Genomic DNA, 15,382 nt, shown 5'->3' with positions numbered 1-15,382 from the left:
ATTTACTGTGACGACCTCGACGGTTATGTTTTTCATGATAAGCGGTCTTAAGAAGACTGCTCATAGATTCAAAGGTTGGACGTTTAACGCCAACTAGACGTTTAAAATGACTATCGCTGAGTTTGCTAAGGGATTCATAGTTCATGACTATAGTATAACAAATTTTTTTATTTTTGGGAGAAGTCTAATAGAAGAACCGCATGAAATCAACATTTTCAAAAACGAATTTCATGTGTTTTTTCTACTTTTAGACTTTTGTCCCAGTCTCTTTTTTCCAGTTATTTTTTAACCACAGTTGATGTGACAGCACCAGATGCATTAAATGTTTTAGTCTCTGTTGATATCAGCTTACCAGCTGAATCATATTTTGTATAGAGTGTTTTTGTCTTCACTTTTTTAACATCGTAATAGGTGATTAATCTATTCGTCATTTGCCCATCATCAGAAAACTGCTTGCTTGTAGTTGTCCGATTGCCTGGATTAGCGACATTAATCACCTCATCTTCCCAACCAGAAAGTCGCAGGCGGCTAACAGTCTCACTATAGCCATTAGCTACTGTTCGGAGTTGTTTATTTTCAATAGTTGGGTCATATTGGAGTTCAGAATATTTTGTGGTATTCCCATTTAATGGTGAGTAGAGCCAAATATATTGAAATTCACGATAGTTTGTTTTTTTGTTTGTTTGATCATATTTAGACAGGGCGTATAAAATTTTCTTGCCATTTTTGTCATAGTCCGTTTCTTCCATCGAAATCCAAACGCCCCCTTTACTGTTGCGATCAGTTGTGTACTCGGGTGCATAAGGATAGACTAAACCATTGGCATCATATTTTTTAGTATATGTTTTTTTAGAACCATCTTTTGCAGAATAATCCTCAATCCACTCTGCTGATTCGACATTGTTCCCCTTTTGAAAGGTCGGTACAAAATGTTTGGTTTTGAAACCTTTGGTATCATAATAGTTCATGTCTACTGTTGATTTAAAGCCTTCAGCATCTAATTTCGTATCTGCCGTCACTTTTAAATAGGTCGAGTCATAGTCATAGAAATACTGTAAACGTTGATCAGGAGTTGTTTTTCCTCCTGAATATTTTTGCAAATTATAGACATTTACATGACCAATTGTATTATCTGGGTTATATTGATTCGTTTCAAGACTGCCTTTAACTTTCACCGTGAAATCATTGTATTTTTCAAATTGTTGAATTTCCGTGACATTATTTCCTACTTTTTTGTAATATACTGGGCGATTAGATACCCAGCTAAATGGTAGCGTGTCAAAATATTTACTTGCAGGCTGCGGCATAAAATTGAAATTGGGTGTCTGCTTACCAAATGTGATAAATTCCCCTGCACGATCTTTGACACTGGCTATAATCGTACTATTTGAAACTGTAAAATCTGAAAATGTATATTTGCCTGATACTTTTTCAAATTTTTTCGCTATCGCATCTGTTGCAAGTCCACGTCCAAGTTGACCAACATTATTGCGTCCTGATGTCCAAAGTGCACCGTATGCGTCCATGGCAATAATCGCACCTTCTACTTGCACGACCTTAACAAATTTTCCTGCCGCATCATAGGTCGGGGATGACGGATACATAGCTATTTGGGCAAGATTGACTTTTTCTGATTCGGGAACATTTGTCGTGTTACCAGTTCCTAATTGACCATAATTATTATCCCCCCAAGCATAAAAGATACCGTTATTATTTTGAATCACAGTGGCTGCATCTACAGTATTTTTAACAACGAAAACTGTCAATAACGTAGCAATGATTCCTAAGATTTTTTTTATTTTCATAACTTCTCTCCCTTGTTTTATCTTTATTTATTATAACATTTTTAATTGAATATTTAAAATTGTTTTATAAATGAAGTCTCTCATTCAATAAAACATTTAACATTGCCAATACTTCTGGTATGGCAGATTTCAAAATGACTGGATGACGATTATCAACTTCATCAGCTGTATCATAGAAAATGAGGTTTTCTTTCTTATTTAATTTAGCATATTGCTTATAGGTATAATTAACATGATGATTATTTACAATATATCTCTTAACATGATTAGCTTGTGATAATAATGAATTGACACGTGGTGTTAAATCAAGTTTTCTAAATGATTTTTGAAGATGTCCATCATTTGGATAAATTCTATCATCAATAATTGGATCAACTGCTACCAGTTTATAGCCACCAATTAATGAATGAATCAAAGCACCTGTTGCACCTTTTGATGCACCAAAAAGTACAATATTATTGTTAGGTACGCTGTGATAATCGGCAAAAGTCTTAATTAATTCTTGAATATTTTGTTCAAAACTTACAAAATTAGCCGTATTGAGATAAAAGGAACCAGAAGAAAGATTAAAATCTACTATTCTGATAATATAGGTATCTTTGGTCAGAGAGCGTTTAATATCAGGAAATGTCGGAAAACCGCTCCTTATCAACATTGATTCATTATACTTTTCTTGTTCGGATGGATTAGATGAAAATATCACTAACAACTTTTTATCTTTGGCAGCTGTTTTTTTTGAACCCAAATATTCAGTAAAATAGAGTAGGTTCCCTCTTTTTTTAACACTGGTAGCATTTTCTTTATCTAACTCAACTGGTGTATATACCCATCTTTTACTCAAAATAGATGTTGTTTTTTCCTGTTTATGAAAAACGTAACTGTTCGCAAGTAAATGTTTATAAAGTAAGCATATTTCCTCATCTAGTCTTTCATAAGCAATTTCATGAATGTTCTTTCCGTTAAAACGTGACAAATCTACTCTATATTCACGTGCGTCAAATTTTTTATCATAAAACACAGTGTATGACAAATTTTCAAGATAATCAGAATCTTTTATTTTGACAGAAGGATTTTCTTTACGATAAAGCCTATCAAGTACCGTTAGTTGAAAGGCTGCCTTCTCTGGAAAATGTGCTAAATCAACTTGATTAATGCTCTCAATATATTGACGATAGTCAACCCTTGTCAATTCTTCTTTCGTTGGCTCGTAAGTCGACCAACTCTCTGTATCCGTTTCTTGATACCAGTTAGTTTCGTTGCCACGCCAAAATATATTTTTTTGAACAATTTTTGCTGGCGTTCCCGCAAGCACCACCCCAGATTCACGCGACACCTTGTTAACCATGCTATTAGCTGAAACAACAGAATTAAAAGCAATATAACTGCCTTTATTGACAGAAACATTCCGCCCCAGCCAAACATGGTCTTCTATGACAATTGAACCAGCCATATTTTTACGTTTAAAAGTATTCCCCTCCTCTGTAAACAATAGATGGGCATCATTTGTCTCAATCGAAACATTCGTACTTATCAAACCATTATCCCCAATAAATAACTGTTGATGTTCAGCTATTTTAAAGTATGCACGACCGACTGGATTATAAAATGTAGACCCTCCGAAGTAAGCAATACTATCATTAAAAATGGATACTTTGGCTGTAAAAGTCCCCTTGCCGATATAAATAATTGAATTTGATTTGTGAAAGATTAACTCACTTTCCTTGATAATTGCCCCTTTTTTTAAAACAAGGATATTATTTTCACCCATAAATTTGAGACTACTCTCAATTATTTTCGGTGTATCATCTTCAGATAAAATAATGTTCCGATTTTCTTTGTAAAATATTTGATATTTTGGCATAACCTCTCCTCAACAATAGCCCAGTTTACCTTCTATAAATCCATAATCGCCTCAAAAATATCATCAACTGCTACTTGATATTTGGGCGACATTTCAAGCTTGTCATGTTCAATCAAATCAACCAGTGCGTCAACAGTCGAATATAAATCCCCAAAAGGTTGTTTAATTTCCCAATCATATTCTTTTGAAATATGATATTTTTTAACGGAATCATTCTCTATATCCAAGTAAAAGACAGGTTTCTTTAGAAAAACAACGTCATAATGGACAGATGAAAAATCAGTAATCATCGCAGCTGATTGACTAATCAGATCACTATATTTTTCAGATGTGAAACTCACAACTTCATTTAGTTGATAATCTTCATCTTGACGTTTCATCGATGGGTGACTGACAAATTTTAGTTTGTACCCGTTTTCTTTAAATTCATTTATCAATTTAGGCGAATTGATAAATGAATTTGTTATTTTAAAATAGTTGCTTTCCTTAAAAGTTTCAGAGTAGGCATGTTTACCTAAAACAGCATCAAACACGCCTGCAATATTCCTCTGCCAAGTAGGAGCAAAGAGAATCACTTTTTCGGGAGCTTTTTCTTTAGCCTTTTCTAACAATGTGTCATATCTTGCTAGACCTGTTAATTTCCAAACATCAATAAAAATTTGTATTCAAAACTGCCAAAAACAATAATCTTTTTGCTCACACCCTCAAACTGTTGAAAATAGCTGGCATCTGGTATGACCATAAATTTTTCAATACCATCTCTTTTTTTGGTACAATAACGAAACAAAGCCTCTGCATTATCGCCAATCGCAGTCGGTCGATCAATAAAAAGCCAAATCCGTTTATTGCGATAAACTTCAAAATTTTCTGTAAAACGTGCAAATAAGTAGCCATCTTGATAATTATTTTTCTTTGACAAAACATCTGCCACAAAAGTATTTCTATCAGCTATTTTTTGAATCGTAAAGGCATTTCCCAAATAAGTTGTTGTGACTAGGGCATTTTCATCAACATACAGTTTATTCCCATCATAAAATTTGGACGTCCAACTATGAATTAGTTGTTGTGGGGCTAGCAATTTATTTTTATATTTAAAATAAAATTCGAGCGTATATTTCTTTTCAGATAGCCAGTTAGGTAACTCAAAATCAAGCGTAAAATTTATGGTCGAGAAAATTTCTCGTCCCAAATAAGTTTTCATGTCATTATGTCTACTTTTTGATAACTTGCTTTAATCACTTTGTTCCCAATTTTTTCGACTAATGTAATCCTGAATAATTCACAAAACGCACAACACCCCATCGCCAATCAGTGTTTTCAATTGTAACCCTCTCATCCTTCTAGGAATAAAAGACCTCCGTCTTGTATAATTAATTTAACGACTAAATAACAAGAGAGGAAGAACTGATTTTTGTTCGGTTGCATCTAGTTAATCAAGCCTAATCTAGCGCTATGACCCACTTATCTATCAACACAAAGCCCAAGCCAACTAAAATCACACCTACTAGAAAACTAACTATTTTCGTCACATCAAAAACTAGTGCCAATAGGATGATCCAAATCAGATAAAAAAGAAAACGAAATTTTTTGTTCACATTCAAATTAGGCTTGATAACCAGATTAGTTATGACTTTCTCAAAAAAATGCCGACTGATAGCAAGAACACTAGCAAGTAGAACAAAAACTAATAAATTTTTTAACAACATACCTCATACCTCTTTTCTGAACTTTTATCTCTAACTAATGTCAACTGAATAACAACAACGTTTCCAGATTATTCTTCCCACTGTCAAAATCATAAAAATGTCTTTTCAAATTAAAAAGAAAGCGCCATAAACCCGAATAATTCACAAAACGCACCCCACCCATCGCCAATCAGTGTTTTCAATTGTACCCCTCTCATCCTTCTAGGAATAAAAGACCTCCGTCTTGTATAATTAATTTAACGACTAAATAACAAGAGAGGAAGTTCCATATTCTATTTTACACCCAATGAAGATAAATTTCAACTCCAATATTGAGTTAATTCACGGGCTAAAATTTGAGATAAACCTCAAATTTTATGCGCTTTTTATAATTTTTTAATGTTGCTTTATAATCTTTTTACATTACCATAATACATATTTATCACAACTTTTGTAAATAATAACTTCTCCCAAAAGTTTGTTACTGCCTTCCGTGATTGAAAAAAAATTTATAATTTACGATATTTTTTTCTTGCAGATAATTTACGATGTTTTTTTCCTGCTCTTTCCAATATGTAGAGGCATAATTCGAGTCGGAATATATCTTTTCATATAATTCAATATAGTCAGGATAATATTCTCTTATCAAAGAAAGGATATTTTTTTTGTATATTCCCTTAAGATTAAGATTTTCAAAAAATATGTAGTCAACATAATCACACACATCATTTACTATTTTTTTTACATCACTAATTTCTGGAAAAATAGGTGAAATAAAAGCGTATGTCCTAATTCCTGATCTCTTTATTTCTTTTATAGTATCAAGTCTTATCTGGTAGTCGACGCAACCTACTTCAAACACTCTGCGGGCTTGTTGAATAGTTAAACTAAAGGACATTCCTACTGTAACATACGGAATTGTTTTCAATATATCTAAGTCACGTAAAACTAATGGTGATTTAGTTAATATTTCCAATTTCGCACTTGAATTTCTAAAATCACTTAAAATCTTACGGGTTAATTGATATTTTCGCTCAATTGGTTGGTATGGGTCTGTAACCGAACTAAATAAAACAGTTTTTCCATCATATTTTTGAATATTTTTAATAGGAGAATATGTCTTTGGGATTGCAAATTTCCCCCAATCATCGTCGATTTTATAAAACCTTTTCATAAAACTCGCATAGCAATATACACAATTATGTAAACATCCTACATAAGGATTTATCACATAATCTGCTTCAGGTAAATTTGACTTAACTATTAAACTTTTTGTTGAGATATATTTATTTATTCTCGCCATGACCTAAATTCCTTAATACTCTTTTTCAACCAAATATTTTTGACTGAATAACGTAAGCGCTAACAGCAAAACTCCCCATGTGACGACTGCACCAAAATACGAATAACTTAATATTGTTCCTATTAATAAATAAAAAATATAAGAAATAATATTTACGGCAAAAGAATACATCGAAATAAGAGTAGCCCTATTTGAATCATCTGCAATTTTATGTTTATATTCAGAAATGATTTGCATTTTAATTGGGATGAAAGAATATATAATTATTATCACCACAGAGTATAGATAAAAGCCATTGAATAGTAATGCGAATATGAGTATTGATTGCATTACCCCAGATCCCAATAATAAATTTCTTTTTCCAAATTTACTATTAAGAATAGGATAGATTTTTTGCGAAAGATACATAACAAAGAAGCTTACTAAATTAATTGATAATATTAAAGTCGAGGCTTTGCCTTGTGCAAGTAGATGTAGTTGATAAACGACTGGTAAAAAAAACGAAAACTTAGAGATACCTTCAATTAAGAATAGAATTTTGTTATCTCGAATTACTACAAATGATTTTTTTAAAACATCAAAATTAAAATTGACTTGCTCACTTCTTGCACGACTATTAGAGTGAATTGAAATAGATAAAGCAATCCCAAATATTCTAAAAATTAAAGAGATTATTATTGGAATTTTATAATCACTAAAAATATAATTAATTGGTATGATTGCAACATTTGATAAAGCCAATGCAAGAAAACCTACTTCATAATATTTAGAAAGCTCAGTAGAAAATTCATCTTCTGATAAATCTATCCTTAAGATACTTTCATTATTTCCTGTCGCAAAGCTCCAGCCTAGGCCTTCAAAGAAATATGCTATTAATATTCCTGTAAAATTACCACTTATTAATAATAAAGCATAGGAAATAGCAAACGAACTAACTGAAAAGATAAGTATTGTTTTACGTGAAAAAATATCAGATAAAATCCCTGTAGGTATTTCCAGAATCCCTGTAAAAATTGTGACACTAAGTACAATTGCCGCTATCTCTTGTTTCGATAAGCCTACACCACTTAAGTATAGAGATTCGATTGGAATAAACAGCGAAAAGCATATTAGAAAATATATTAATCTAACTTTTGCTGTATTTTTCAATTCATCTCTCCTCGAATAATTTTGATAGCATCTAATATGCCATCATTCTCTACATTTGATACGATGTAATCAGAGCATGTCTTTAAATTTTCACTTGCATTTCCCATAGCAAAGGATTTCTTAGCAATTTCCGTCATTGAGATATCATTTTCTCCGTCACCGATTGAATAGATTTCAACTTCATTTAGTCCTTTGACATACTCCATAATAGCTACTTTTTTAGAAATGTCAGATGGGGTAAACTCAATATTACTAATATGTGATGAAAATATATTTAGTGATGGAAATTTTTTCTGATAGTCTTCAATTATATTTCTTTTTCCTTTATCCCCACTAAATACCTCTACTTTGCTAACGGTCAAATTATTTTGCTCAATATAATTCATTATATTATCAACTTTAATTGATTTTGTATAGATAATGTCGTAATAAATTCCTATTCCCTTAATCACCTCATCTGGATCATTACCGTGAAGATACGCTAATTTTACCACAGTTGGAATAATATCGGTATCTTTCAGTATAATATTTCCTCGCTCGGTGGATACTACATATACTGAATTAATATTATTGAGATACTTTGTTAGCCTAGTGAAAGTATCTGTATCAATTTGTGCAAGTCGTTGCAGTTGTACTTCTCTGTCAATTATTCGATAAATTTCTCCCCCATTTGATGTAATCGCATCAAATGGTAAACCCAGACTTTCAACATACTTATAGCTCCTGCCTGTTACAAGGACAATATCAAATTCCTTATCTTGCATAATATTACTAAAAAATTTACTTACTTTTTCACTCACAATTCCTTTCTCGGAAATGATTGTCCCATCTATGTCAGAAAATAATATTTGTTTCATAAGCTCTCTTTCCTATTTTCAACGATATTTTTCATTCTTAAGGGCATCTCTAAAAACTGCTTTTGTTCATTTTTAGATAAAATTTTCTTAGGCTAGGAAATTCGACGAAGGCTTGCTGGTGCAAGTCAAGGAGGATTGACGACGACTAAGGAAATTTTAGCAATTTTTTCATGCACCGAGTAACCGCAGGTGCACATCTTTTTTCTGTTAGCGATTTTATGAGCTAACAAAAATGGGCGAATCTGAGTTTTTAGAGATGCCCTTAATACTTTTTCTAAATCTGTATAATAAATTTTTTCCCATATTTTTATTGACTCGAGTTCGTATTTTTTTCCATGTATTTTCTATTTTCTTGAAATCTTCTCTCAAACTCTTCTTCAGTAAATGTTAAATTTTCTTTGGAAACTTGCATCTTTCGAAAAGTATCTCAGAAGAATCGGTAAGACGCTTCTGGAATATCAAGCTGAAAATTCAGCTTAAATCATAACTCAATAATATCAAAAATGGAATCTAAAAGCAAATTTTGCTTTAGCAAAACGTAACTCATGTTTAGACTTTTTTTGGGACATTTTCAATTTCGCTTGACACTCCAATATTGAGTTAATTGATGATGGTAATAAATTGTCAATTGATGGAGGTTGTGCAGCGCTTGTGAAATTTGAGGAACAGTGCGGGTTTATCAAGATTCTTCAAAAAATATAGCCATATTCACGATAAACGAAAAAATTTTTATCACGATAATATATTCAAGAATTTGATTGCGTTCTGAAAGCATTAGCTAAGCTGTTCTATAAAACCACACAACCAGATTCAATCATTCTTGACTTGGATACAACACACTCTGATACTTTTGGTAAACAAGAGTTTGCGGACTATAACCCGCATTATGGGGGCATGGGATTCCAACCAAAGTTGGCATTTGACGCTAATGGATTTTGCCTTGGAGCCATGCTTTGCAAGGGGAGCGAGTATTCTTCTACAAATATCGTTGATTTTGTTAAGCCGATTATTCAATTTTTAAAGAAAGAATGTGGCATTCAAACAATTATTATTCGAGGCGATTCTGGATTTGCGACACCCGATTTATACGATTTTTGTGAAAAAGAAAATATTTAGGGCATCTCTAAAAACTCAGATTTGCCCATTTTTTCTAAAATTTCCTTAGTCGTCGTCAATCCTCCTTGACTTGCACCAGCAAGCCTTCGTCGAATTTCCTAGCCTAAGAAAACTTTATCTAAAAATGAACAAAAGCAGTTTTTAGAGATGCCCTTTATTATGTTATTCGCTTGAAACTCAATTCCCGTCTCAGATATTTGACACGCAACTTCAAAATATTGGAAGATTATCACAACGCCAACGATAGAAAATATTATTATGACGAAGCAGAATATCAAGCTCAGAAATGGCAGGTCGTACCTGCGTTTGTAGCTTTCGTCAAGATGATACCGAGCTCTTGTTCAACCAAACTTTTATTGTGACCAATCTGCCCGATTGTTTTTCTGCCAAAGGTGTTGTGTCTTGTTATAAACTGCGTGGCACGATGAAAAATTTCATCAAGGAAATCAAAAATGGCTTTTCTTTTGACAAGATGTCTTCAAGTAATTTCGTCAAAAATCAGGCGAGAATGATGCTATCAAACATCGCTTATAACTTGATGTATTTGATGAAACAGACCGTTATGCCTAAATCTTTGAAAGAAGCGACGATTACGACAATTCGTGAACGTGTTTTTAAAATTGCGACGCGAATAACCAAGCACAACTGGAAATTTCAGATTCATTTTGGCTTAGTTTCCGAAAATCGACATGAAATTTATTAAAATAACAATCATCAGAAACTACTTTTTCGATTTAATTGATTATTTTGAGATGTGTTTAAGAAAACGTGAATAATTCGGGTTTATATAAAATCTGCCATTTTTTTAGTTAAATTTCGTGGCGCTTGATAAAAGTTCCAACCTATGTTCGCCATGCGATCATCTATCATTTCCGAATCAAAATTCAATAAAATAACAACGCCATAATCAACATATGTTGCATCAAATTCAAAATTCGGGATTTGACTTCTAACGACTTTTCCATTTTCACCAATTTGCGCCAGAAAATCAACCTCTTTATAAGTTCTTACAAAAATTTTCGTATCATCAGTTCCAACATTTGGCATTTCAGGTAATTCATCAAATTTCAACCCCATTTTCCGCGCCAATTTTCGTGATAAACCAATCTTTAAATGCTCCGTTAATGGTATGCCAGAATGTGCTTTGGTTCGATAAGTTAGTGTATCAAAAGTATAAAAAGTCATATTTTTCAAACTCATTCTAATTTATAATCTTCCGAATACTCAAAATATCAGAAAGCGCTAACTGCCCTGGCGCACTCGCTGTCTCAACAGTTGCAAAAGTCCAACTACTGCCAAACTCATCGCCCATAAATCGTGTGATTTTGCCAATCTCACCCATTGCCATGGTCACAAAAGTTTGAGTTTCATATTTTTCAGACATGGTAATTGTTTCAGACATCAGACGCAAAACATCAGCAAAATTTTGTGGCATACCAGCAAATTTGACAATTTTTGGCATGGCTACTACCATTTCTGTCAAAATATCGGATAAATTTTCAGGTATTTTCTCAAAATCATGATAAGAAAAAATCGCATTTTCAGGCAATACAATCTCAGGAAAAGTGAATTTTTCAATATCAATATAATCAAATTCGCTTGCAAATGTTGCAATTATTTTTGCATAATTTTCTTTTGAAATGATTATTTCACTTTTATCTTCCGTTCGATATGTGAAAATAATTTCTTTTTTATTAAATTTTTTCTTGACTTCACGCGCAGCCATTTCCAAATCAGAAAACGGCATAAAATCAGCTCGCCATTCAATCATATCAGCTTGAATAAATTTCGATTCTTCTAATTCTGAGAGTTCGATTAGACTTCTTGGCATAATTGGCACAACAATTTTCATGTTTTTATCTCCAATACAAAAACTTTTAGATAGTCAGAATGTGGATCACAGGGATTTGTCACAAAGTCTGCTGGCAAGCTAAATTCCTTGATAATATCAAATTTCTGAGTGCCAAAGCCTTTCGATAATTCTGTCAAAAACGCTTCGCGCGTTAAACCCGCATGGTTAGTCGAAGCAATAATTTTGCCGTATTTGTTCAAAATCGGTAGCGAGTCGGCAATCAGCTGATGGTAGTTCTTGGCAACTGAAAAAGTCATCTTTTTGTTGCGAGCAAAACTCGGCGGATCAATGACAATCAGGTCAAAAGTCAGATTTTTGCGCGCAGCATACTTGAAATACTCGAAAACGTCCATAACATGAAATTTATGATTTTCAAGTGCCAAACCATTCGCCTTGAAATGCGCTTCTGACAGCTCACGCGACCGTTTTGCCAAGTCAACTGAAACGGTCGAAACAGCGCCGCCCATAGCTGCTGCGACTGAAAATGCTGCCGTATACGAAAACAAGTTAAGCACATCCTTGCCGACCGCAAGCTCATCAAGCAAAGCACCACGCACCTCATGCTGGTCAAGGAAAATTCCAGTCATCAAGCCGTCATTGAGAAAAACTTGATACTTGACACCATTTTCTAAAATAGTCAATTTATCAGGTGAAGTTTCGCCGAAAATATGGCTAGAAATCGGCAATTTAGACTCAAACCGAACTTTTTCATAACCCCCTAAAATTTCAGGAAAAACTTGACGAAAAGCGTTTAAAATATCAGCTTTCAGCGAATAAATAAAACTGTTGTACCAAGAAAAAAGCGCAAAATTACCATAAATATCAACTGTCATGCCACCAAAACCATCGCCATCTTGATTAAAAATACGAAAAGCTGTCGTCAACTCATCATTAAAATAATTCTGGCGTTTGGCTTTAGCAGTCTTAAAAAGTTGCACAAAGTCTGTCGTCTCAATTGTCCAACCAACTCCCTTATTTTGACGAGAAAAATAAGCATTCGTCAAAAAAGTCTTGTCGACATACAGTGCTGCAAAGCCATCCGCATAGTTTTCATGGGAAAAATCACGCACATCAAGTACGGAAATTCCCTGACGAATTTTTTTCGCCGCAAATTTATTTATCGTTATTTTAGTCATTACTCTAAATTATACACGAAAAAAGCCACAGTGTCATCTTTGTTTTTGAATTTTCATTTGATAATCATTTGCCAAATCAATCTGACACCAATATTTGCGAAAAACAATAAAAAAGCGTAAAATGGAATAAGATATTTTAGTGAACAATTAACTGTTCTCATAGACAAAGAATATAAGGAAACGACAATTTGTTAAAGAAATTTTCAAACATACTCTCAACACGCATGGGTTTCACAATTTTTTTGGTCGTTTTGTATTGGCTAAAAACGCTGTTTGCCTACTTTTTCAAATTTGATTTGGATTTTGACAATTCTTTTCAAGTCTTTTTGGCGATTTTTAATCCGATTTCAAGCACATTATTGCTGATTGGTCTGGCACTTTATATAAAAAACACCAAGGTTTATTATATTTTTTCACTTGTCATTTATTCTGCTTTGACGTTTTGGCTTTTTTCAAATTCCACTTATTTTGGCGAATTTACTGACTTTGTTACGCTAAACACGCTGATGGCGTCTGGTAAGGTTTCAGCTGGTCTCGGCGAATCTGCTGCCAATCTTTTCAATCTTACCGATCTTTTCTTTATTATTGACTTTGTCCTCATCGCTTTTTTGATGATAAAAAAAATCATCAGATTTGATAAGCGACCATTTAACAAACGCGCAAGTTTTGCGATAACTTCAGTGTCAGTTCTCGCTTTCACAGTCAACTTGTTTCTCGCTGAAATCGACCGTCCTGAGCTACTCACACGCGGTTTTTCAAATACATATGTTGTGCGTTATCTCGGAATTGTGCCATTCACGATGTACGATGCTATTAACACCTACAAAACCAATCAAGTTCGTAAAGAGGCTAAACCGACAGATGTCAATGAGGTTGAAACATACATCACTGAAAATTATGCTGCGCCGAATCCTGATACTTATGGTATTGCTAAAGGACGCAATGTCATCTATATCCATTTAGAAAGCTTTCAGCAGTTCGTAATCAACTATAAACTCAAAATAACCGATGAGGAAACGGAAGCTGAAACAGAATACGAAGTGACACCGTTTCTTAACACCTTGTTTAGTTCAAAAGAAACTTTTGCTTTTGACAACTTCTTTCATCAAGTCAAGGCGGGTAAGACTTCTGATGCTGAGACTCTGATGGAAGATTCATTTTTTGGCTTGCCACAAGGGTCATTTTTCGTCAATAATGGCGGTAAAAATACACTTCAAGCAGCACCTGATATTTTAGCTCAAACTGGTGGCTATACGTCAGCTGTTTTCCATGGCAATGTCAAATCATTTTGGAATCGAAATGAAGCCTATAAACACTTAGGATATGATTACTTCTTCGATCAAACTTATTTTGATGTTGACAAGTCAAATTCTTTCCAGTATGGTCTGCACGACAAATATATGTTTGGTGATTCAATCGAATATTTTGAGCATTTACAACAACCTTTTTATACCAAATTTATTACCGTTTCAAATCACTACCCTTATGTTGAATTTGAGGGCGATGAAGCTGGTTTCCCGCTTGCTAATACTGACGATGATACAATTAATGGCTACTTTGCAACTGCTAATTATATGGACACTTCCGTTAGAGAATTTTTTGATTATCTCAAAGCCTCTGACATTTACAAAAACTCTATTATCGTTCTCTACGGCGACCACTATGGTATCTCGAACTCGCGTAATCCCAATCTGGCTGAACTCCTTGGCAAGGATAAGGAAACTTGGTCTAACTATGATAATGCTATGCTCCAACGTGTGCCTTATATGGTTGTCGTACCCGGTATGGATAAGGGTTATGTCAACCATACCTATGGTGGTGAGGTTGATAATCTCCCAACACTTCTGCATTTACTTGGCATTGATAACAGTAAATATCCTGAAATCGGACAAGATTTGCTCAGTCCTAATCGTAGAAATTTGCTGACCATGCGCACGACTGATAACTGGGTTGATTCTGTTTTAACGAGCTATGCAGGTCGCATTTATAAAACAGAAACAGGCGAAGAAATTACCAATCCCGATCCAGAAACGCAGAAAAGAATTGATGACAATAACGCACAATCTGAAGCACAACTCAAAATTTCTGATGCCATTACAACAGGCGATTTGATTAGGTTTTGGGCTGATGACGGTTTAAAAGCACTTGATCCGAGCAAATATAGCTACAACAATGGGCTAGAGAAAGCCAAGGCAATCGAAAAAAAATTGGGCGATAAATCAACCTCAATCTTCTCGCAAAATGGCAACAAATCAACCAAAAAACTTTGGAAAACTCAGACATATCAAGAGTTAAATCCTGAGCCTGAACCAGAAAATTCGGATGTTAGTAGTTCGATTTCTTCGAGTAAAAAATAGTAGATGTTTTGATCTACTATTTTTTTAAATAATATTTTCGCGCTTTATTTTCGCGCTCTGATGTCAATAAATGACTTTCGACTAATTTTGTGAAATAATTTCTAACGGTTGGCGCAGATTTTCCTGATAACTTTTGGCTCTTTGTCAAATCGTGTGGGAAACTCCTTTCCCCTATAAAGCAAGTAACTGATTAGTTGCTTGTTTTTTAATAGACTTCTCCCGAAATTAAATTTCGAAATTGATAATACCACAAATTAAGGA

Annotated in this window: 14 protein-coding genes; 3 read left to right on the top strand and 11 right to left on the bottom strand. The window is 33.8% G+C overall.

Going from position 1 to position 15,382, the window contains the following annotated elements:
* Positions 1-278: 278 nt before the first annotated feature.
* From Hs30E_RS08465 to Hs30E_RS08430, 8 genes are all read right to left on the bottom strand, one after another.
* Positions 279-1,805 (bottom strand): RCC1 domain-containing protein, encoded by a 1,527-nt coding sequence (locus tag Hs30E_RS08465; RefSeq protein ID WP_172209523.1) that lies wholly within the window; start codon positions 1,803-1,805, stop codon positions 279-281.
* 64 nt (positions 1,806-1,869) lie between these two features.
* Positions 1,870-3,666 carry an XcbB/CpsF family capsular polysaccharide biosynthesis protein gene (locus tag Hs30E_RS08460; RefSeq protein ID WP_172209522.1) on the bottom strand — a complete coding sequence of 599 codons (1,797 nt, stop codon included), beginning with the start codon at positions 3,664-3,666 and terminating at the stop codon, positions 1,870-1,872.
* 32 nt (positions 3,667-3,698) lie between these two features.
* Complete coding sequence (locus Hs30E_RS08455; RefSeq protein ID WP_228462030.1) at positions 3,699-4,319, bottom strand: CDP-glycerol glycerophosphotransferase family protein; 621 nt, start codon at positions 4,317-4,319, stop codon at positions 3,699-3,701.
* Entirely contained in the window at positions 4,301-4,867 is a 567-nt protein-coding gene (locus Hs30E_RS08450) for a hypothetical protein (RefSeq protein ID WP_172209520.1), read from the bottom strand. Before Hs30E_RS08450 ends, Hs30E_RS08455 begins: the two co-directional genes overlap by 19 nt.
* Positions 4,868-5,105: 238 nt before the next feature.
* The gene (locus Hs30E_RS08445; protein WP_172209519.1) at positions 5,106-5,372 is read right to left on the bottom strand and encodes a hypothetical protein; all 267 of its coding nucleotides are present in this window, start codon (positions 5,370-5,372) and stop codon (positions 5,106-5,108) included.
* Positions 5,373-5,832: 460 nt separating this feature from the next.
* Positions 5,833-6,654: a radical SAM protein gene (locus Hs30E_RS08440; protein ID WP_172209518.1), complete on the bottom strand. Its 822-nt coding sequence runs from the start codon at positions 6,652-6,654 to the stop codon at positions 5,833-5,835.
* Positions 6,655-6,666: 12 nt separating this feature from the next.
* Complete coding sequence (locus Hs30E_RS08435; protein ID WP_172209517.1) at positions 6,667-7,803, bottom strand: MFS transporter; 1,137 nt, start codon at positions 7,801-7,803, stop codon at positions 6,667-6,669.
* Entirely contained in the window at positions 7,800-8,660 is an 861-nt protein-coding gene (locus Hs30E_RS08430; protein ID WP_172209516.1) for an HAD-IIB family hydrolase, read from the bottom strand. The genes Hs30E_RS08435 and Hs30E_RS08430 overlap by 4 nt, the downstream gene beginning before the upstream one ends.
* Before the next feature lie 744 nt (positions 8,661-9,404).
* Between Hs30E_RS08430 and Hs30E_RS08425 the strand changes: the two genes are divergently transcribed.
* Both Hs30E_RS08425 and Hs30E_RS08420 read left to right on the top strand, forming a co-directional pair.
* Positions 9,405-9,776: a transposase gene (locus tag Hs30E_RS08425; protein ID WP_172209525.1), complete on the top strand. Its 372-nt coding sequence runs from the start codon at positions 9,405-9,407 to the stop codon at positions 9,774-9,776.
* 286 nt (positions 9,777-10,062) lie between these two features.
* Positions 10,063-10,479 carry a transposase gene (locus tag Hs30E_RS08420; protein WP_172209515.1) on the top strand — a complete coding sequence of 139 codons (417 nt, stop codon included), beginning with the start codon at positions 10,063-10,065 and terminating at the stop codon, positions 10,477-10,479.
* Between the two features lie 80 nt (positions 10,480-10,559).
* Here Hs30E_RS08420 and Hs30E_RS08415 read toward each other — a convergent pair whose 3' ends face one another.
* Genes Hs30E_RS08415 through Hs30E_RS08405 form a run of 3 tightly spaced genes read right to left on the bottom strand, consistent with a single transcriptional unit; the run spans position 10,560 to position 12,764 of the window.
* A complete protein-coding gene (locus Hs30E_RS08415) occupies positions 10,560-10,976 on the bottom strand; it encodes a hypothetical protein (RefSeq protein WP_172209514.1) in 417 nt (138 codons plus the stop codon).
* 1 nt (position 10,977) lies between these two features.
* A complete protein-coding gene (locus Hs30E_RS08410) occupies positions 10,978-11,628 on the bottom strand; it encodes a type I 3-dehydroquinate dehydratase (RefSeq protein ID WP_172209513.1) in 651 nt (216 codons plus the stop codon).
* A complete protein-coding gene (locus Hs30E_RS08405; RefSeq protein WP_172209512.1) occupies positions 11,625-12,764 on the bottom strand; it encodes a class I SAM-dependent rRNA methyltransferase in 1,140 nt (379 codons plus the stop codon). Before Hs30E_RS08405 ends, Hs30E_RS08410 begins: the two co-directional genes overlap by 4 nt.
* A 188-nt stretch (positions 12,765-12,952) precedes the next feature.
* Here Hs30E_RS08405 and Hs30E_RS08400 point away from each other — a divergent pair, with 188 nt between their 5' ends.
* Entirely contained in the window at positions 12,953-15,121 is a 2,169-nt protein-coding gene (locus Hs30E_RS08400; RefSeq protein WP_489752592.1) for an LTA synthase family protein, read from the top strand.
* The last annotated feature ends 261 nt before the right edge of the window (positions 15,122-15,382 follow it).

The sequence above is a fragment of the Pseudolactococcus hodotermopsidis genome, from assembly GCF_011170085.1.
Lineage (GTDB): Bacteria > Bacillota > Bacilli > Lactobacillales > Streptococcaceae > Pseudolactococcus > Pseudolactococcus hodotermopsidis.
This window is presented reverse-complemented; position numbering and strand designations above follow the sequence as displayed.